General features: G+C 71.6%; 21 protein-coding genes. 15 read left to right on the forward strand and 6 right to left on the reverse strand.

The window, feature by feature from the left end; all coding sequences use genetic code 11:
* Positions 1-622: GAF and ANTAR domain-containing protein (locus KBX34_RS24635; RefSeq protein ID WP_210927188.1), on the forward strand; the 622-nt coding region annotated here is incomplete at its 5' end.
* 419 nt (positions 623-1,041) lie between these two features.
* On the opposite strand, the gene KBX34_RS24640 is transcribed toward KBX34_RS24635, so the two are convergent.
* The gene (locus tag KBX34_RS24640) at positions 1,042-1,410 is read right to left on the reverse strand and encodes a VOC family protein (protein ID WP_210927190.1); all 369 of its coding nucleotides are present in this window, start codon (positions 1,408-1,410) and stop codon (positions 1,042-1,044) included.
* 93 nt (positions 1,411-1,503) lie between these two features.
* On the opposite strand from KBX34_RS24640, the gene KBX34_RS24645 reads away from it, so the two are divergent.
* The 3 genes from KBX34_RS24645 to KBX34_RS24655 all read left to right on the forward strand — a co-directional run bounded on the left by KBX34_RS24645 (position 1,504) and on the right by KBX34_RS24655 (position 4,233).
* Entirely contained in the window at positions 1,504-2,469 is a 966-nt protein-coding gene (locus KBX34_RS24645; protein ID WP_210927192.1) for a YafY family protein, read from the forward strand.
* A gap of 295 nt (positions 2,470-2,764) precedes the next feature.
* Positions 2,765-3,256 carry a DUF2231 domain-containing protein gene (locus KBX34_RS24650; RefSeq protein WP_210927194.1) on the forward strand — a complete coding sequence of 164 codons (492 nt, stop codon included), beginning with the start codon at positions 2,765-2,767 and terminating at the stop codon, positions 3,254-3,256.
* Positions 3,257-3,474: 218 nt separating this feature from the next.
* Entirely contained in the window at positions 3,475-4,233 is a 759-nt protein-coding gene (locus KBX34_RS24655) for a class I SAM-dependent methyltransferase (RefSeq protein WP_210927196.1), read from the forward strand.
* A 133-nt stretch (positions 4,234-4,366) separates the two neighbouring features.
* Here the strand turns inward: KBX34_RS24655 and KBX34_RS24660 are convergent, their stop codons facing one another.
* Both KBX34_RS24660 and KBX34_RS24665 read right to left on the reverse strand, forming a co-directional pair.
* Positions 4,367-5,314, reverse strand: coding sequence for a DUF3500 domain-containing protein (locus KBX34_RS24660; protein ID WP_210927198.1), 948 nt, complete (start codon positions 5,312-5,314; stop codon positions 4,367-4,369).
* A 32-nt stretch (positions 5,315-5,346) separates the two neighbouring features.
* On the reverse strand, positions 5,347-5,739 hold the full coding sequence (locus tag KBX34_RS24665) for an ankyrin repeat domain-containing protein (RefSeq protein ID WP_088948024.1): 393 nt from the start codon (positions 5,737-5,739) through the stop codon (positions 5,347-5,349).
* A gap of 64 nt (positions 5,740-5,803) precedes the next feature.
* On the opposite strand from KBX34_RS24665, the gene KBX34_RS24670 reads away from it, so the two are divergent.
* The 9 genes from KBX34_RS24670 (at position 5,804) to KBX34_RS24710 (ending at position 11,633) form a co-directional block, all read left to right on the forward strand.
* Complete coding sequence (locus KBX34_RS24670) at positions 5,804-6,181, forward strand: signal peptidase I (RefSeq protein ID WP_088948025.1); 378 nt, start codon at positions 5,804-5,806, stop codon at positions 6,179-6,181.
* A gap of 111 nt (positions 6,182-6,292) precedes the next feature.
* A complete protein-coding gene (locus tag KBX34_RS24675) occupies positions 6,293-6,748 on the forward strand; it encodes a cysteine dioxygenase family protein (RefSeq protein WP_210794161.1) in 456 nt (151 codons plus the stop codon).
* A 47-nt stretch (positions 6,749-6,795) separates the two neighbouring features.
* Positions 6,796-7,281: a rhodanese-like domain-containing protein gene (locus KBX34_RS24680; RefSeq protein WP_088948027.1), complete on the forward strand. Its 486-nt coding sequence runs from the start codon at positions 6,796-6,798 to the stop codon at positions 7,279-7,281.
* A gap of 50 nt (positions 7,282-7,331) precedes the next feature.
* Complete coding sequence (locus KBX34_RS24685; RefSeq protein ID WP_210927200.1) at positions 7,332-7,880, forward strand: winged helix-turn-helix domain-containing protein; 549 nt, start codon at positions 7,332-7,334, stop codon at positions 7,878-7,880.
* Between the two features lie 247 nt (positions 7,881-8,127).
* Entirely contained in the window at positions 8,128-8,733 is a 606-nt protein-coding gene (locus tag KBX34_RS24690; protein WP_088948028.1) for a winged helix-turn-helix domain-containing protein, read from the forward strand.
* A gap of 41 nt (positions 8,734-8,774) precedes the next feature.
* The gene (locus KBX34_RS24695; protein WP_210927202.1) at positions 8,775-9,431 is read left to right on the forward strand and encodes a uridine kinase; all 657 of its coding nucleotides are present in this window, start codon (positions 8,775-8,777) and stop codon (positions 9,429-9,431) included.
* Between the two features lie 164 nt (positions 9,432-9,595).
* The gene (locus KBX34_RS24700) at positions 9,596-9,994 is read left to right on the forward strand and encodes a TraR/DksA C4-type zinc finger protein (protein WP_088948030.1); all 399 of its coding nucleotides are present in this window, start codon (positions 9,596-9,598) and stop codon (positions 9,992-9,994) included.
* Between the two features lie 48 nt (positions 9,995-10,042).
* The gene (locus tag KBX34_RS24705; RefSeq protein WP_099853209.1) at positions 10,043-10,915 is read left to right on the forward strand and encodes a DUF72 domain-containing protein; all 873 of its coding nucleotides are present in this window, start codon (positions 10,043-10,045) and stop codon (positions 10,913-10,915) included.
* A gap of 289 nt (positions 10,916-11,204) precedes the next feature.
* On the forward strand, positions 11,205-11,633 hold the full coding sequence (locus KBX34_RS24710) for a DUF2267 domain-containing protein (protein ID WP_088948032.1): 429 nt from the start codon (positions 11,205-11,207) through the stop codon (positions 11,631-11,633).
* 45 nt (positions 11,634-11,678) lie between these two features.
* Here KBX34_RS24710 and KBX34_RS24715 read toward each other — a convergent pair whose 3' ends face one another.
* On the reverse strand, positions 11,679-12,458 hold the full coding sequence (locus KBX34_RS24715; RefSeq protein ID WP_210927204.1) for a DUF72 domain-containing protein: 780 nt from the start codon (positions 12,456-12,458) through the stop codon (positions 11,679-11,681).
* A gap of 157 nt (positions 12,459-12,615) precedes the next feature.
* On the opposite strand from KBX34_RS24715, the gene KBX34_RS24720 reads away from it, so the two are divergent.
* A complete protein-coding gene (locus tag KBX34_RS24720; RefSeq protein ID WP_099853213.1) occupies positions 12,616-12,921 on the forward strand; it encodes a hypothetical protein in 306 nt (101 codons plus the stop codon).
* Positions 12,922-12,930: 9 nt separating this feature from the next.
* Positions 12,931-14,205, forward strand: a complete 1,275-nt coding sequence (locus KBX34_RS24725; RefSeq protein ID WP_210927206.1) for a cupin domain-containing protein — start codon at positions 12,931-12,933, stop codon at positions 14,203-14,205.
* 1 nt (position 14,206) lies between these two features.
* On the opposite strand, the gene KBX34_RS24730 is transcribed toward KBX34_RS24725, so the two are convergent.
* Positions 14,207-14,722 (reverse strand): trypco2 family protein, encoded by a 516-nt coding sequence (locus KBX34_RS24730; RefSeq protein ID WP_210927208.1) that lies wholly within the window; start codon positions 14,720-14,722, stop codon positions 14,207-14,209.
* 39 nt (positions 14,723-14,761) lie between these two features.
* On the reverse strand, positions 14,762-17,425 hold the full coding sequence (locus KBX34_RS24735; protein WP_210927210.1) for a CHAT domain-containing protein: 2,664 nt from the start codon (positions 17,423-17,425) through the stop codon (positions 14,762-14,764).
* Positions 17,426-17,453: the final 28 nt, after the last annotated feature.

The following is a 17,453-nucleotide window of genomic DNA, read 5'->3' on the forward strand; positions in this document are numbered from 1 at the left end:
GGCGCTGGTCCGGGTCACCCGGGACGCCGTGGCCGGAGTGCGCTGGTGCGGGTTCACCGCCCTGCGCGCCGGCGAACCCGCCGGTGTGGCCGCCTCCGACGAGCGGCTGGCCGGGCTGGACGACCTGCGACACGGGCCGGACTCGCCGGCGATGAGCGCCATCCAACTCCGCGAGATGATCCTCGCCGCCGATCTGGCCGGCGAGACCCGCTGGCCGGTCTGGACGGCGCGCGCCCGGGATCTCGGCGTGCGCGGGGTCATCTCCGCGCCGGTGGACATCGACGACCAGGTGATCGGCGCGATCAACCTCTACGCCGCCTCGCCGGAGCTGCTGACCCCGCAACACCAGTTGACCGCGATGCTGCTCGCCGAACACGCCGGCCTGCTGCTGGCGGCCGTCCGTGACCGCAAGCGGCAACTCACGCTCGCCGGCGAGCGGGACGCCTCGCTGCTGCACGACGGGGTGGTGGGCCAGGCCGTCGGGGTGATCATGACTCAGCGCGGGTGCCCGCCAGCTGAGGCCCTCGACGTGCTGCGCACCGCCGCGTCGTCATTGGACATTCCGCTGCGCGAGGTGGCCGAGCGACTGGTCCGGACGGTCTCCCGCCCTCGCGACGCCTGACCGACCACGTGTCGCGCAGCCTGCTCGGCGTTGGCGGCACCGCGCTGATCGACTCGGGTTCCTTGATACCGGGGTATCCGGGGCTCTTGGATGGCCCGGTTTCCTGAATCCCGAGTCGATCAGGCGTGTGGGTTCTTCCCTGTTAGATCTTCGGGTGACGACCCTCAGTGTTGCCCCGTCGATCCCCTTTGGCGGGTGCGTTGGGTGCCGAGGACCGGCACCGTAGTAGCAAGTGATCACCCCGTGCTCCATCGGTGGACCGATCTCCGTGAGCGTGAGGCAGCGTGCCGGATCGACCCCGGCGACGTCTTGCTGGTCGATCCGGACCAGCGGGTTGACGCTCGGCTGAGGTTGTACCTGACGCGTTCCTCGTTCGCCCGGCTGGCCCGGGAGACCAGGCGAAACTGCACTGTGGCCGTTCAGCCCCGCGGTGCGACCCGGATGCGGTTCCCGTCGGGATCGGCTGCGAGGAAGGTCAGCCCAAACCCCGCATCATGCGGCTCCTGCAGGATCGTGACCCCCTTGGACTGCCACTGCTTGAAGATCGCGACGACCTCGTCGGGTCCACCGCCGCCGATGGCCAGGCAAACCTCACTGGTACGCGGGACGTCCGGCGACAGATCCTCGAACTGGCCAGACCACACAGCGAGGTCAGCGCCCGGCCCGAGGTCAAAGGTGATGTATCCCGGAGTCTCGAACGAGGGGTTCATGTCAAGGAGGTCGCCGTAGAAACGAGCTGCGGCGGGAGCGTCGTTCACGTAGACGATGGACACGACGGATCTGGTCATGGTTGTTCCTTCTCGCTGGTCGTAGGTGCGCACCCGCCAGCCTGGCCGGAATATGCGCCGTATCGTGTCGCAATTTCCTGGAAAACTCCGCGTGTGAACCCGGACCGCTTCTTCGCACTGATGCTGCTGCTCGAATCGAGGGATGGCGCGACCACCCAGGAACTTGCCTCGGCGCTCGGGGTTTCCCTCCGAACCATCACCCGGGACCTGAACTGGCTCCGCGACGCAGGTCTGCCGGTGACCGCACACCGGGGCCGCCTCGGCGGCGTGACCATGCTGCCCGGGTCCGGGCTCGACCTCACGCGACTCACGCCTGGCGAGCATGATCATCTTTCGCTCATCGGGCTGGATGAGAAGCAACGCGCGGAGCTCAACGCATCGGCCGAAAGCCGACGCGCGCTCGCCAAGCTCGCCGCGACACAGTCACGTCGAGTTCATGAGCACCTGCCGCTCACCGACGTCGTGCACGTGGACAGCCGTCCCTGGCACCAGACACGAGCTTCCGGCACGACTCCGGCTTCACTGATCGGCGCCGTGCGGCGAGGTCGCCAGCTACGGATTGAGTACGACAGCCCTCGCGAGCCATGCCCACGGGACCTGGTCGTGGATCCCTACGGGCTGCTCGCCAAGGCCGGCATCTGGTACCTCGTCGCCGACTGTGCCCGAGTGCCACGGATGTACCGACTCGAACGGATCACCACGTGGAAGGAAGTCGACCAGCCACGACGGCTCCGCGAAAACCACACCCTGGCCACCGTCGCTGCAGCGCTCATTGATCAGTGGGAACGTAACCACGCGATAGAGGTCAGCGCCACCATCGACCAGACCCAGATCGAGCGAGCGCAACGGATCTTTGGCCTACGACTCGTCCGGGACGACGATGAAGAATCCGCCACCGGCCACAAGGTGACGATTCGCTTCCTGCATCTGGAGGACGTGCGAGCACTGTTGCCGTTCGGGAACGCCGTCACTGTGCACGGCCCCACCGAAGCCAGGGCTCACCTCCGCGACCTCGCCACCAACCTTGCCCACCACTACGCGCCGTCACCAACGTTCTGAACAGCAACACCTGGTCGTCCTCCTCGCGCTGTCGACCGAGCAGGAGGGCAAAGGTGCCCCCTGGCCGCTCGTCGTCGACGGCGCTGAAGCAGTAGCGCACGCCAGAACCCGTCGGCAAGCTCGATCGGCCGGATCGCCGCCGCAACACGCGGGGACGTGACAGGGAAGACGGGTGCCCGTTTCCGCGCGGTGCCCGTTCTCCCTCTCGGCGGCGAGTCGGGCGGCATCGTTTCGTCCCAGCCGGTCTCGGGTAGCACTCTGGTCAGGTGAGCTGCGCCGACCTGGGGGAGGACCGATGCAGAGCCGGCTGCGCGTGCAGGGCCACCCGATCCAACCGATGCTGGTGACGTTCCCGCTCGGGCTCTTCGTCAGCGCCACCGTCTTCGACCTCACCGATGTCATCGGCGGGCCGGCGTTCCTCGGCGAGGTCGGCTACTGGACCGGCGTCGCCGCCCTCGTCGCCGCGGCACTGACCGCGGTGGCCGGCATGGTCGATCTGTGGGACGTGCCGGTCGACCGCACCCGCCGCACGGCGGTCGCGTTCAACCTGGTTAACGCGGTGATGGCCGGCATGTTCCTGCTTACCTGCCTGGTCCGGTCGCAGTCACCGGAGCACGGCGCGTCGGCCGCGATCCTGATCACCGAGCTGGTCGCGTTGGCCGCCGGTGGCATCGGCGTGCACCTGGGCGCCCGGCTGATGCGCCAGTTCGACGCCGGCCGTTCCGAGACCGGCGGCCTCGACGCACTCGCCAACGGCACCGTCGAGATCGTCCGCCCGCGCCCCTGATGCGCACTGCCGGCAGAGCATTACAGGCCCCACGCTGCCGGCCCCGCGCCTGCCGGCCCCTGATCCGACCCGCCTGGTTCGTCCGACCTGTGACCCGGTTGGACGGGCGGTGACCGGTCCGGCCGGTCGGCCCTGATCCGACCCGCCCGGGCGGACCGTGGCGGTGGCGGGCGCAAATGAGTTGCCGGTCGGGTGGCCGGCCGGTGAGGCTGACCGCCATGACCGATCTACGGAACGCCGAGGAGTTGATCGCCGAGGCAGCAGCCGCGCCGATCGACGGTTGGGGCTTCGACTGGCTGTCCGGCCGGGCTACCGAGGAGCGTCCACAGTGGGCGTACGCCCGACTGGTCGCCGATCGGATGGCGCGCGCCACCGCCGCTCTGGACGTGGACACCGGCGGCGGCGAGGTGCTCGCCGAGGTGCCGCGTCCGCCGAAGCTGCTGATGGCCACCGAGGGCTGGCCGCCCAACGTGGAGGTTGCCCGGCGCACCCTGCGCCGGGTGGGCGCGACGGTGGTGGCGGTCGACCCGGACGGGCCGCTGCCCTTCCGCGACGCCTCGTTCGACCTGGTGGTCAGTCGGCATCCCGTGCGGACCGACTGGGTGCAGACCGCTCGGGTGCTGCGGCCGGGCGGGACGTTCCTGTCCCAGCAGATCGGGGCGGGCACCATGCGGGAGTTGAGTGAGGCGATCCTCGGCCCGCTGCCGCCGCCGGCCCACCGGCATCCCGAACACGCGGCGGCCGCCGCCGAAGACGCTGGTCTGCGGGTGGTCGACCTGCGTCGGGCGACCCTGCGGTCGACCTTCTCCGACATCGGTGCGGTGGTCTGGTTCCTGCGCAAGGTGATCTGGACGGTGCCCGGGTTCACCGTGGACCGCTACCGCGAACAACTCCTGGCCCTGCACGATCGCATCACCACCGAGGGCCCCTTCACCGCCCACGCCCAACGCTTCCTCATCGAGGCGACCCGGCCCTGACCCCTGACCGCGGCGATCATGCACTTGTGGTGCCCCGCAAAAGTGGTGCACCGGGCCAAGCCGCCCACCACAAGTCCATGATCGACCGGCGGGGCGGGGCGGGGCGGGGCGGGGCGGGGCAGGGCAGGGCAGACTAGTGGTGGTCCTTGTGGTGGGTTGCCAGGACATCGGCGCCGAAGTCGCTGGCGGGGCGGCGTAGCACTGTGTGGGCGTGGTTGCCGTCGGCGCTCGTGTTGTCGTACTCGATCAGCAGGTCGTCGCCCTGCACCCGGTAGTAGTGCCGCTGCCCGGGATGGGTCGGCCCGGCCCAGGCGAAGTGCAGCCGGCCGGCGTCCAGTCGGCGCGCCTCGCGGATGGCCAGCTCGGGCGGCAGCCGGTCCAGGTAGAGCGCGACCACCTGGTCGAGCAGTGCGCGCCCGGTCGGCCCCAACCGGTCGGACGGCACGCCGAGCGGCTCCAGCGGGGCGTCGACCTGCCCGCGGGTGGCGCTGATGATGTCCGCGGGCGCCTCGTCGGCGATGATCGCGGCGGATCGCTCGGCCGGCCCGATCGCGTCGAGCAGTGCCCGGCCCAGGTCCTCCTCGATGCCGAGTGGGCGGGAGACCGGGCGGCCGGCGTAGCGGACGGCTGCCGGGTTGGCGCCGAAGAAGATCGGTGCGGGGGAGACCTGACCGTCCACCACTGTCATGTTCACCGACAGGTGGTGCCCTTCGAGTCGCCACGCCCAGCGGTCGTCGCGCGCCGGGTCACCGAACACGGCCACCCAGTAGTCACCGCTGTGCCGCCCGCGGTGCCAGCCTTCGGCGCGGTCCAGCACCTCCTCCAGCGCGATGATCGCCATCGCCTGGGCGTACGCCGAAGGGCTGAGCGCGGTGGCCAGCAACCGGTGCGCGGCCTTGCGGCCGGCGACGTCGAGCTCGGCGAGGCAGACGCCGGGCCGGGGTCGAGGCCGGTACTCCAGCCAGCGTCGGGACGACTCGTCGTCGAACGGGTGCACGGCGCTGTCGCGGGCGGCGGGGTCGAGCGCGGCCAGCAGCGTGGTGCCGGCGGCCCGCATCTGCTCGGGCAGGGGATCTTCCACCGACCCTGTATACCGGCCCGTCGGCGCTGGTGTCAGCCGGCGCGCAGTAGCTCCGTCATCTCCGGCAGGTCGAAGAACTGCGCGGTCTCCAGCGCCGAGGGGTTGCCGTGTGCCGGGTCGGCGCCGGCGGCGAGGAGCGCGCGGACCGCTTCGGTGCTGCTGCGGAACACCGCGGCGGCCAGCGCGGTCTGACCCCGGTCGTTGGCCCGGGAGTGGTCGGCGCCGCGACTGAGCAGGGCGGCCACCGTGTCCGGGTGGGCGTGGTACGCGGCCAGGATCAGCAGCGTGTCGCCCTTGTCGTTGGTGAGGTTGACGGGCAGGCCGGCGTCGAGCTGTGCGGCCAGCTCCTCGGTGGAGCCGGCCCGGGCCAGGTCGAACATCCGGTGCGCGAACGCCAGCGTCTCGGCGTCGAGGTGGTCGGTCACCGGTCCAGGTTAGTCGCAGCGGTCCTGATACGTTGCTCGGCCGGTGTGCTGGGGGAGGGGTCCGATGGCGGAGACGGTGTACGTGGGCAACGCGGGTGTCGACGGTGCCACCAATGCCGGTTGGTTGCTCGGGCACTTCGCGCCGCCGGGGGAGATCCGGCACAGCGCCGACGTCGAGGTGAAGTGGGGAGTGCACCCGCCCGGGCAGGCCCGGTCCCAGTGGGCGACCGGGGAGCGGCGCACCACTCTGCTCGTACTCATCGAGGGGTGCTTCCGGGTGGAGCTGCCGGACCGCACGGTACGGCTGGCCGCGCCGGGCGACTACGTGGTGTGGGGTCGGGGAGTGGACCACTCCTGGTTCGCGGAGCGCGCGTCGGTGGTCCTGACCGTGCGGTGGCCCTCGCTGCCCGGCTACCGGGTGGACCCGCCGGTGCTGCGCTGATCGACACCGGGTCTGACCTGCGTCCCAGCAGGTGGAATTACCTACTAAACCTATAGGCTTTGCCGTCTAGAGTACGAGGGCACCCCGCCGAACGACCCGCGAGGAACCGCCATGACGCACCGCCGCCCGGAGCCCGACCTGCTCACCGTCGCCGCCCGGTGGGCCGACCCGGCCGGCTGGCCGGTCGCGCTGCGCTTCGACCCGGCCGAGCGCTGGTACGCGCGCCTCGACGTCGGCGACGACCACGAGGTGTGGGCACTGAGCTGGCTGCCCGGGCAGGGCACCGACCTGCACGACCACGGTGGTTCGGCCGGAGGGTTCCGGGTCGTCAGCGGCACGCTCACCGAGGAGACGGTCGCCGCCGGCCGGTTGCGCCCACGACTGCTGCCCGCCGGCGCCGGTCGCCGCTTCGGCCCCCGACACGTGCACCAGGTGACCAACCAGGGGCCGGCGCCGGCGGTCAGCGTGCACGTCTACCGGCCGGCGTTGCTGCGGATGACCCGCTACCACCTGGTGGACGGGCGGCTGCGGGTCGCCGAGGTCGCCGAAGCCGGCCGGTCCTGGTGACCGCGGCGAGCCCACGATCCACTCCCTGTCACCGGAAGGAACCGATCATGCAGGTAACCGCCGAGCACTGTCCGGCCCCCGTGCCGCCGCCGGGCTCCCGGGGCATCGACGAGATCCTGGCCGCCGCGCGTGCCCGGCTCCACCGGTTGGACCCGGAGCGCGCGCACCTGGCGTACCGGGCCGGAGCACTGCTGGTCGACATCCGACCGGCAGCGCAGCGGGCCGCGCACGGCGTGGTGCCGGGCTCGCTCACTGTCGAGCGCAACGTGCTGGAATGGCGCTTCGACCCACGCTGCCCGGCCCGACTGCCGCAGGCGGTCGACTACGACGTACCGGTGATGATCCTCTGCCAGGAGGGCTACACCTCGTCGCTGGCCGCCGCCGCCCTGCAGGACGTCGGCCTGCACCGGGCCACCGACGTGGTCGGCGGCTTCGCGGCCTGGCGGATCGCCGGCCTGCCAGCCCTCGGCCCGACCCCGCTGCACACCTCCCCACTCGCGTCCCCCGTCAAGACCGGGTGGGCGCGCCGCTGACCGTCACGCCGCACCCGGCGTGGCGGGCGTACCGCCACTCAGGAGGCACCATGTCCGTCGTCGCCATCCCCACGCGCCGCCACCCGGGCACCCGCCCGGCCCGCCCGCGCACCGGTCCGACCCTCACCATCACCATCGACCTCGTCCCCGGGCCGCTGAGCCCCCGGCTGGCCCGGTTGGTGCAGCTGCTCGGCGAGCTGGCCGAGTCGGGGGAGGGTCAGCTGCGTACCGTAGAGGACGTGGTGCCCGCGCCGCGACCGGCCGCGAGCCCCGCCGCCGGCGCGCCGTCCGCCGACACCGCCCACGTCCGCATCCTGGCCGGCTCGCGGATGGTCCGCCAGGGCGACCGGGTCGTCCCGCTGACCCGCATCGAGTACGAGCTGCTGCTGTTCCTGGCCGAGCGGCCGCGCCGGGTCTTCACCCGCCTCCAGCTGCTGTCCAGTGTGTGGGGGTACGAGCACGCGGTGGCCCGGACCGTGGACGTGCACGTTCGACGGCTGCGCGCCAAGCTGGACGGCTCGGAGGTGGTAACCACCGTCTACGGGGTTGGTTACCGGTTGGCCGACGAGGCGCGGATCAGCGTGGACCACAGCCGATAAGCCCTGGTCCGGCGGCCTGCGAGCATCCCGGTGAACCGGGCGGGGACCCCCGTATCGGGGCATCTCGGCGACTCTGCTGTAATCATCAGGCTTCGTACGCAGAGCGAGCGTCTGGCTCCGATGTGTTCGTCAATTGTCACATTCATGCAACGCAGCCGCCTCTTGATTCTCGCCCGGGTGCCGGGAAGCATCGATGAAGCGGCGTCCCGGGCCGTGGGGAGATACCCGGACCAGCCCAAGGAGGACCATGTCGGTCAGCCCTGCCTCGTCGCGCGCCGGATGGCATACGTCGCAACCCGCGGTGCCCGGTCGACCGCCCGGCGGTCAGCGTCGCCCGGCGAACACCGCGACGCCCGTGCTCACCGTGACGCTGTCCATCCCGCTGGCCTGTGAGGAGTCGCTGACCCCAGCGGCACGTCGGCTGCTCGAAGCCGCCCGGGAGATGCTGGAGCGCGGCGAGGGCGTGATCATCGGGTCCGTTCCGACCGAACGCCGCCCCGACCAGGCGCCCGCCAACCGGTCACCGACCCGGGCCCTCAGCCCGACCATCCCGGCCCTGCACATCCTCGCCTCGTCCCGCTCGGTGCTGCGCGACGACGAGCCGCTGCCGCTGACCCGGCTGGAGTTCGACCTGCTGCTGCACCTGGTCGCCCACCCGCGCCGGGTGTTCACCCGGCTGCAACTGCTCAACGCCGTCTGGGGCTACGAGCACGCCGGCGTACGCACCGTCGACGTGCACGTGCGTCGGCTGCGCGGCAAGGTCGGCGTGGACGTACCCCTGGTCACCACCGTCTACGGCGTGGGCTACCGGCTGGCCGACGACGCCCGGGTCACCATCGACCGCAGCAGCTGACCGGCGTCACCCGCCCACCCGACGCGGGGCAGGATGGTCCGGTGCGCATCCGTCCCATCTCGCCCGACCTGCTCGTCACCGAGCTGACCGGCCGGCTGGCCGACGCCGCCACCCGTGCCGCGACCACCGGGCCCACCCGGCTGCGGGTGGCGGTGGACGGTGCTCCCGCCGCCGGCCCGGACGAGCTGGCCGCCGCGCTCGTCGACCCGCTACGCGCTCGGGGCCGTCCGGTGCTGCACGTACGCGCCACCGACTTCCTCCGCCCCGCGTCCCTGCGCTACGAGCTGGGCCGCACCAACCCGGACTCCTTCTACGAGAACTGGGTCGACGAGGCCGGCCTGCGCCGGGAGGTGCTCGACCCGGCCGGCCCGGGCGGCACCGGGCGGGTGCTCCCGTCGCTCTGGGACGCCGACGCCGACCGGGCCAGCCGTGCTCACTACGTCGACCTGCCACCCGGAGGCGTCGTCCTCGTCAGCGGCCCGCTGCTGCTCGGCGGCGGTCTGCCCTTCGACGTCACCGTCCACCTGGAGCTGTCCCCGGCGGCGCTGCGGCGACGCACCGAACCGGCCCAAAAGTGGGCGCTGCCCGCCTTCGACCGCTACGCCGAGGAGGTCGTACCGGCGAGCTTCGCCGACGTGGTGGTACGAGCCGACGACCCCCGCCGCCCCGCGCTCGTGGAGCCCGGCGGAGACGGCTGACAAGCCCCGGGAATTCGCCGGTTTGCCCGGCCGATCCCGTGGGTAATCGCCCGGCTCACAGAGCGCAGGTGATCGCCCGCGCACCGTTTGCGACCGTGACCGGGGCTTCACGCCGCCGGCACCCGGTTCACAGTGAGCCACAGGCCCAGGAAAGGCAGGCAGCGATGCTCGTCCACGACACGGTCGGTACGACCCGTTCCCAGACGGAGATCGACCAGATCCGGCTCTCCCTGCAGGCGCGCTACGACGAGCTGACCGCCGAGTACGACCAGGCCGTGCTCCAGAGCCAGGTGCTGCGGCTGGTGGAGGTCGGCGACACCGCCGGCGACGACCAGGCCGACAGCGGCACCAAGACCGCCGAGCGGGACACCGCGCAGTCCCTGTTGCGCACCATCCTCGACCGCCGCGCCCAGTACGAGCACGCGCTCGGCCGGCTCGCCGAGGGCACCTACGGCTGGTGCGAGGGCTGCTCGGCGGCGATCCCGGTGGAGCGACTGGAGATCTTCCCGGCCGCCACCACATGTGTGACCTGCAAGCAGACCCGCGAACGGCGGGCGGCCTGAGCGACGTCAGCGGTTGCCGGTCGGTCCGTGACGCGATGGATTTGAACCATGGGTGACATCCTCGTGGGCACCGCGTCCTGGACCGACCGCACCTTGCTGGACTCGGGTTGGTACCCGCAGACGGCGGACACCCCGGAGAAGCGGCTGGCCTACTACGCGCGGCAGTTCCCGCTGGTCGAGGTGGACGCCACCTACTACTCGCCGCCCGCCGAGGCGACCGCGAAGCTGTGGGCCGAGCGCACGCCGGCCGGTTTCACCTTCAACATCAAGGCGTTCAGTCTACTGACCGGGCATCCCACCCGGGTCAGCGCCCTCTACAAGGACCTGCGTCCGGAGACCGACAAGAAGAACGTCTACCCCGACGACCTGCCCGCGCAGTCGTACGAGGAGGTCTGGACGCGCTTCCTGTCCGCCCTGGACCCGCTGGTCGAGGCGGGCAAGCTGGGTGCGCTGCTGTTCCAGTTCCCACCCTGGTTCACCATCAAGCGGGCCAACAAGCAGTACCTGCTGGAGGTGGCGAAGCGCTGCGCGCCGCTGCGCCCGGTCTACGAGTTCCGGCACGCCTCCTGGTTCGACGGCGACAACGCCGACGAGACCCTGGCCTTCCTGCGCGAGCACAAACTGCCGTACGTCTGCGTGGACATGCCGCAGGGCCACCGCTCGTCGCTGCCCCCGATCCTGGCCGCCACCGCGGACCTCGCCGTGGTGCGTTTCCACGGTCACAGTGACAAGTGGACCAGCAAGGACATCCACGAGAAGTTCGGCTACCACTACTCCAAGCGGGAGCTGGCCGACTGGGCGCCGAAGCTGCGCGAGCTGGCCGACGAGGCCGGCCAGACGCACGTGTTGATGAACAACTGCTACCGCGACTACGCGCAGACCAACGCGAAGACCCTCGCTGGCCTCCTTGACGCCAACTGACCTCACCCGATCCGGGTGGGGCCGGGTCACCCGCAGCGCCGGCAGGCTGGGGACGGTGGGTACGACCGCCCGGGGGTGGTCGACGCCGCAGACGACACGGAGGTGACGGGGATGACGGTTCGAGTGGTGACGGATCGACGGCGCGGTGCCGTCCTGCACGTGGTCGGTACGGCGGACAACGCCCGCCGCGCGCCGCAGGGCAGCCCGGTGCGGGCACGCCGCGGCCCATCGGGGCCGCCTCGCCGCGCCGATGACCGACGGTGGGACAGCGTGGAACGGGGGTCGACCGATGGCTGACTCGATGATCTCAGCGTTCGAGTCCTCGCTGGACAAGACGAACCTCATTCTCAAGGACATCGAGAACGCCTACGGCTGGCCGAAGGAACGGCGCAACCAGTCGTACGCGGCTCTGCGCACGGTGCTGCACCTGCTGCGCGACCGGCTGCCCGTGGACGAGAGCGTCGAGTTCGCCCAGCAGTTGCCGGTGCTCGTGCGGGGGATCTACTTCGACGGCTGGGTGCCGTCCGACGTGCCGATCAAGCTCAACCGGGACGACTTCCTCTACGAGGTCCGTCAGGGCTTCCCGTACGACGCGGAGGGCGGCCCGGAACGGGTGACGCAGGTGGTGCTGGACACCCTGCGCCGACACGTCACCCAGGGCGAGTGGCAGGACGTGAAGGACACCATGCCCAAGGACCTCGCCAAGATGATGCCGTGACGGCCTGACGCTCGTGAGCCCGCCCGAGGAACGCCTCGGGCGGGCTCAGTCGCCGGAGGTGTCCGCCTCGGCCGGCGTCGGCACCCGCGACACCGGGTGCCCGGCCGCCCGGGCCAGCGCGGCGAACGCGACAGCGTCCACGATGGCGGCGCCGCCCGGGTCGTTGTTGAAATAGACGTACGCCGGCTCGTCCTCGCCGAAGGCGTCGGTCAGCCGCCGCACCCATGAGGTGAGCGCCGCGCGGCCGTAGCGGGGCCACGGCCGTGCCCGCCCCTCGTGCAGGCGCAGGTACCCGAAGTCCGTGGTGCGCCAGCGCGGAGCGACCGGGCGCCCCAGCCGGTCGGCCCAGACCAGCGCGGCCCGACGCCGTTCCAGCACCGCCCGGGTGGCGTCGGTCCACCAGGAGGGGTGCCGGGGCTCGACGGCGACCCGCACCTCGGCCGGGAACAGCCGCAGGGTCGCGTCGAGCGCGTCGACGTCCGCCCGGAGGTTCGGCGGCAGTTGCAGCAGCACCGGGCCGAGACGGTCACCGAGCGCGGTGGCGCGACCGAGGAACCGGGCCACCGGCTCGTCCGGATCGCGCAGCCGCTTGATGTGGGTGAGGTAGCGGCTCATCTTCACCGCCACGCAGAAATCCGCCGGTGTGCGCGCCCGCCAGGCGGCGAAGGTCTCCCGCTCCGGCAGCCGGTAGAAGGCGTTGTTGACCTCGACCGTGGCGAACCCGGCCGCGAAGTGCTCCAGCCAGAGCCGCTGCGGCAGTTGTTGCGGGTAGAAGCGGCCCCGCCAGTCCCGGTACTGCCAGCCGGACGTGCCCACCAGGATCACCACCCCATCCTGGCACTCTCGGCCGCCGCTCGCGAACTGCCCGTGTCGCCCCGGTTCGGCGTCTACGGTGAGGGTTAGAGAAGATCGCGCGTGGGGTACCACCCGCAGCACGACGGACCCCGGCGCACGGCGGGGCGGCACACCCAAGGGAGTACCGATGGCACTCAACGATGACGACATGCAGACCATGGGCGGCGGCGGCGCGGAGGGCCCGGCCGACGGTGGCGCGACCCCCGGTCAGCACGACGGTGGCGCCGACGGTGGCGCGGAAGGTCCCGCCGACGGTGGTGCCACCCCGGGTCAGCACGACGGCGGCGCCGATGGCAGCGCGGAGGGTCCCGCCGATGGCGGTGCCACCCCGGGTCAGCACGACGGTGGCGCCGACGGTGGCGCGGAGGGTCCCGCCGACGGTGGTGCCACCCCGGGTCAGCAGGACGGCGGCGCTGACGGCAGCGCCCGGTAGCGGCACATCATGACGCACCTCGACCCGCCGGGCGGCCACGGCCGCCCGGCGGTTCCGTCCGCGAACGCCGCCGAGGCACTGGCCCGTTGCGTCTCGGTCGAGCCGGCCAAGTTCGCCGCCGCGCACTGGGGACACACCCCGCTGCTCTCCCGCGCCGCCGAGCTGCCCAACGCATCCGGCTTCGCCGACCTGCTCAGCCCCGCCGACGCCGACGAGCTGCTCAGCCGGCGCGGTCTGCGTACCCCCTTTCTGCGCGTCGCCAAGGACGGCCAGTTGGTGCCGGCGGCGCGCTGGACCGGCGGTGGTGGCGCGGGCGCCGAGATCGGCGACCAGGTGCTCGACGAGCGGGTCCTGGAGCAGTACGCCTCCGGCGCCACGCTCGTGTTGCAGGGTCTGCACCGGATCTGGCCACCGCTCGTCGACTTCGCCCGTGACCTGGGCCTCGCGCTCAACCAGCCGTTACAGATCAACGCCTACCTCACCCCGGCGGGCAGCCAGGGCTTCGCCACCCACTACGACACCCACGACGTGTTCGTCCTCCAGGTCGACGGCCGCAAACACTGGCGGATCCACCCGCCGGTGCTGCCCGACCCGCTGGAGAAGCAGCCGTGGGGTGGCCGCGCCGACGAGGTTGGTGCCACCGCGCAGGGCCCCGCCGCGCTGGACGTGGTGCTCGCCCCCGGCGACGCCCTCTACCTGCCCCGGGGTTGGCTGCACAGCGCGCAGGCGCAGGACGCCAGCTCGCTGCACCTGACCGTGGGCATCCGTGCGCTCACCCGCTACGCCTTGGTCGAGGAGCTGTTGGCGCTGGCCGCCGAGGACCAACGGCTGCGGGCCAGCCTGCCGTTCGGCACCGACGTCGCCGACCCGGACGCCATCGAGCCGGAGCTGACCGAGACGGTCGACGCACTGCGGGATTGGCTACTGCGTGCCGACCCCGGTGCGGTCGCCGCGCGCCTGCGCCAACGTGCCTGGCCGGCCGCCCGCCCTGCACCCATCCGGCCGCTCGCCCAGGCCGACGCGGTGGCCGCGCTGGACGCCGACTCCCGGGTCACCCTGCGGCCGGGCCTGCGCTGGCAGTTGGTGCCGCACGGGTCGGACTCGGTGGCGCTGCGGCTGTTCGACCGGACGATCACCCTGCCTGGTGACTGCGAGCCGGCGGCTCGTGTCCTGCTCAGCGGCGCGGTCACCCGGGTCGGTGACCTGCCCGGCCTGCCCGACGACGCCGACCGGGTCACCCTGACCCGCCGGCTGCTGCGCGAGGCCGTCCTGGTCCCGGCCTGAGCTACCCGGCGGTCGCCGCGACCAGCTCGATCCGGAGCGTGTTCGTGATCTCGTCGGTCAGCTCGCCCTCCGCGCCGAGCGAGATCGTGCCCTGCTCGGTGACGCCGAAGACGAGTTCGACGCTGCCGGTCCGCAACACCAGCGGGTCGTCACCACCACCGGCGGTGGCGACCACCGCGCGGATCGTGGTGATCGCGTCCACCAGGGTCGCCGCGACCGCGCTGTGCCGCAGCTCGTGCCGATCCTGGAGATCCTCGGCGACGAGGGTGATGTCGATCGTGTGGGTCCGCTGGTGGGAGCGGGTGCCACCGACCCTGACCTTCCAGCCGATCACCGGGACCCGGAAGTCCACGCCACCGCCGGCCTTCGTGGTGACCACCGCGCTCAGGACCAGCTGAACGGAGGCGACCCGCAGGTCCCGACCCTCGTCGGTGGTGGAGATGCCGGCCTGCTCCACCGCGTACTTCACCGCCGCCACCAGTTCCTCGACGGGCACGCTGTAGTCGGTCACGTCCATGCCGCACCATCCTTTTCCACGGGTTGAGGTGCCGGCCGCTCAGACGGCGGCGGTGGCGAACGGGTCGCCGTACACGGTGTAGGCCAGCCAGGTCGGGTCCAGCGGGTCGTCCTGCTGCTCGACCCGGGCGGCGAGGGCCGCCGCGCCGAGCGTGGCGCCGTCGGCGAGGGAACGGTAGAACGCGGTCGCGAAGCGCGCCGAGCTGTCCGAGCGCACCGCCCAGAGCGTGCCGACGAAGGCGCCCGCTCCGGACGACATGAACTGCTGCGCCCAGCCGAGCATTTTGGTGTACGTCGGGGCCACGCCCGCGCTCCGGCACGCGTTGATGAACACCAGAGGGCTGGTCTCCGCCAGCAGTTTCCGGGCGCACGCATCGGCAAGCAGGAATGGCGCGAACCGGCCATCGTCCATGTCGATGAACGAGCCGTCCGACGAGAACGTGTTGTGGCAGGCGAAGTGTGTCGCGCCCAAGGCGCCAGATCTGATCAAAGCAAGCAGCACGTCCGCACTGGTGATCGGTTGGTGCTCGGCCGCGCCGAGGATCGCCCGGATGGCGGCGATCTCCTCGTGCGCCCCGGTCGGCGCCTTCGGCGGCACCACGAAGTGCGGGTTGCGCAGGCCGACCTTCGCAGTGCGGTGCTGCCCGTAGGTGCGGCGGACCACGGGGACCTGCTCGACAAGGAAACCGGCATCCCGCTTGTCACTGAGGGGGTAGAGCAACTCCCACGGCACCACGTCGTGGTCGGTCGCGATCGTGAACGCGCTCATGTCGGTGCCGACCTGCCAGAACTGGTTACGTACGTCGTCCGGCACCATTTCCGACCACAGTTGGATGCCCGTCGACCGGATGACCTCGCGGGTCATCGTCGCGCTGTAGCGGGAACCGCCGCCGGCCAACTGCTGCATCTGCCGGATTGCGTTCTCCACCGCGGCGTCCGGTGTGTTCGTGGCCGACGCCACGACCGGGGCGAACAGCGCCGAGTCGGAGCGCAACTGGAAGGTGTACCGGCCCCCGTCGACCCGGACCTCCATGGTGACCTCGCCCGGCCGTGCCCGCGGGGCACCCATCGGCGCCGTCTTCGGCTGGCCCTCGCGGAACGGCCCTCCGTCCGCGACCGAGACCTCCACCGAGACCTCGGTGAGGAACGTGCCGCCGGCCCAGGCGGTCACGTCGACACGATGCAGACCAGGGGTACCCGCCCCGAAACCGAACCGGATCGGATCCGGATCCTCGTGCGGGATCACCAGCACGGTCTGCTGGAGCGGGCCGTCGGCGTGCAGGCCGGCGGGCGCGTGGACGGTCACGGTCACCGGTGTGCCGGCCTCGGCGACGAGAAAACTCCGCATGCGTGCCGACACGGCGTCTGCAGGAACCGATCGTCCCTCGGAGACGAGCCGCACCTCGACGCTCAGGTCCCGACCCGCCGGGACTCGCGTGGGAGCCCGGACCACCAGCTGCCGGTCTGATGTCGGAATAGTCTCCGAGGAGGGAGGTCTCGCCTGGGGTGTCGGTTGCATGTCCCAGGGAACTCCCGCTGTAGCGGTGGGCCGGGTCGGGGTTCCGGGCCAGGTCGGAGGTTCGCTCAACGTCGGTGTCGCCCTGTCCTCGCCGAGCGCCGTATCGTAGTCCTCGTCGTTTGCCGAAATGCTCAGCCTGCGCGGCCACGCCGGCCGGTGCTCGGCGCGTTCGCGCAGGTCACCTGGTTGCCGCTTTGGCTCGCGCTCGCGCAGATACCGGAGGGTACGTTCGTCGAGGGACAGCCGGGTGTCGCTCCGCCGAAGGGTGATGCCGCCGAGCTTGAAGGCGTCCTCAGCAAGCCGTCGGTCGACGGCGACCTCGGCCCGCCTGATCTCGTCGATGGCGTACCGCGCCGTGATCAGCCGGCAGGTGTGCAGCAGGAACTCGCGAACCAGGACCCCGGCGTCCGTGATTGCGTGTCGGACGATCCGCGCCGGGTCGGTCACCCGGAGGCCGACGGTGATCGACGCCTCGAAGTGGTACGCGCCGGTCTTGGCCGGCAGTCGGAGGTTGACGACGACCGAGTGGTCGCTGGTGTCCACCTCGTAGCGCGTCGAGTAGCGGGCCACGAACCCGGGGTGCCGCCACCACATCAGCCGGTCACTGTGGGCGGCCTCCAGACCACCTCGGCGGGTCGAGTAGACGACCGCCACCGAGGGCCCGTGGCTGGGGGGCGGCATGAACCACCGCACCGGCTCCGCATTGAGGATCAGGGGGATCGGCGGTCCGGCCGTTGCGGTCTCCCGACCGAAGGCCGTCACGAGGTCGTCGACCAGGTGCCCGATGTCCGCCTGGACGCTGCCCGTGTGGATCCGCCGGTAGTGCTGCTCGCCAAGCGGTCTGAGCGCTTCGGGCAGGTGCCTGGCGGATGGCAGTTCGGCGTTGTCCACAAGCACCGGAATGACCGGGACCTGCTGAGCGAAGGCGGCGGCGATCGTCCGGAGGCTGAAACCCGGTAGGCGCTCCACGGGGCCCGCCGACTCGCCGCGTGAGCGAGGTTCGATCACGACTATGAGCGCCGCCGAGGCGGACAGGCGGCGTCGAAGCTCGGCGACGGGCGGGATCGCGCGGGGATCGTCGCGAACGACGCCCACGTTGCCGAATCGAGCGGTCAGCGCGTCATCGAGCAGGCGCGCGACGGCGTGATCGTCGTCGGAGCGGTAACTCATGAGGAAGCTGACCATTTCACGTACCGTATCGAAGACCGCGCTC

This window comes from Micromonospora sp. M61, from assembly GCF_018070245.1.
Lineage (GTDB): Bacteria > Actinomycetota > Actinomycetes > Mycobacteriales > Micromonosporaceae > Micromonospora > Micromonospora zamorensis.

Bases quoted from the DNA above. Each gene is read 5' to 3' on its own strand.
- KBX34_RS24640 (WP_210927190.1), bottom strand. From the start codon at position 1,410: ATGACCAGATCCGTCGTGTCCATCGTCTACGTGAACGACGCTCCCGCC.
- KBX34_RS24650 (WP_210927194.1), top strand. From the start codon at position 2,765: ATGCAGAGCCGGCTGCGCGTGCAGGGCCACCCGATCCAACCGATGCTG.
- KBX34_RS24655 (WP_210927196.1), top strand. From the start codon at position 3,475: ATGACCGATCTACGGAACGCCGAGGAGTTGATCGCCGAGGCAGCAGCC.
- KBX34_RS24670 (WP_088948025.1), top strand. From the start codon at position 5,804: ATGGCGGAGACGGTGTACGTGGGCAACGCGGGTGTCGACGGTGCCACC.
- KBX34_RS24675 (WP_210794161.1), top strand. From the start codon at position 6,293: ATGACGCACCGCCGCCCGGAGCCCGACCTGCTCACCGTCGCCGCCCGG.
- KBX34_RS24680 (WP_088948027.1), top strand. From the start codon at position 6,796: ATGCAGGTAACCGCCGAGCACTGTCCGGCCCCCGTGCCGCCGCCGGGC.
- KBX34_RS24685 (WP_210927200.1), top strand. From the start codon at position 7,332: ATGTCCGTCGTCGCCATCCCCACGCGCCGCCACCCGGGCACCCGCCCG.
- KBX34_RS24690 (WP_088948028.1), top strand. From the start codon at position 8,128: ATGTCGGTCAGCCCTGCCTCGTCGCGCGCCGGATGGCATACGTCGCAA.
- KBX34_RS24700 (WP_088948030.1), top strand. From the start codon at position 9,596: ATGCTCGTCCACGACACGGTCGGTACGACCCGTTCCCAGACGGAGATC.
- KBX34_RS24705 (WP_099853209.1), top strand. From the start codon at position 10,043: ATGGGTGACATCCTCGTGGGCACCGCGTCCTGGACCGACCGCACCTTG.
- KBX34_RS24710 (WP_088948032.1), top strand. From the start codon at position 11,205: ATGGCTGACTCGATGATCTCAGCGTTCGAGTCCTCGCTGGACAAGACG.
- KBX34_RS24720 (WP_099853213.1), top strand. From the start codon at position 12,616: ATGGCACTCAACGATGACGACATGCAGACCATGGGCGGCGGCGGCGCG.
- KBX34_RS24725 (WP_210927206.1), top strand. From the start codon at position 12,931: ATGACGCACCTCGACCCGCCGGGCGGCCACGGCCGCCCGGCGGTTCCG.
- KBX34_RS24730 (WP_210927208.1), bottom strand. From the start codon at position 14,722: ATGGACGTGACCGACTACAGCGTGCCCGTCGAGGAACTGGTGGCGGCG.
- KBX34_RS24735 (WP_210927210.1), bottom strand. From the start codon at position 17,425: ATGGTCAGCTTCCTCATGAGTTACCGCTCCGACGACGATCACGCCGTC.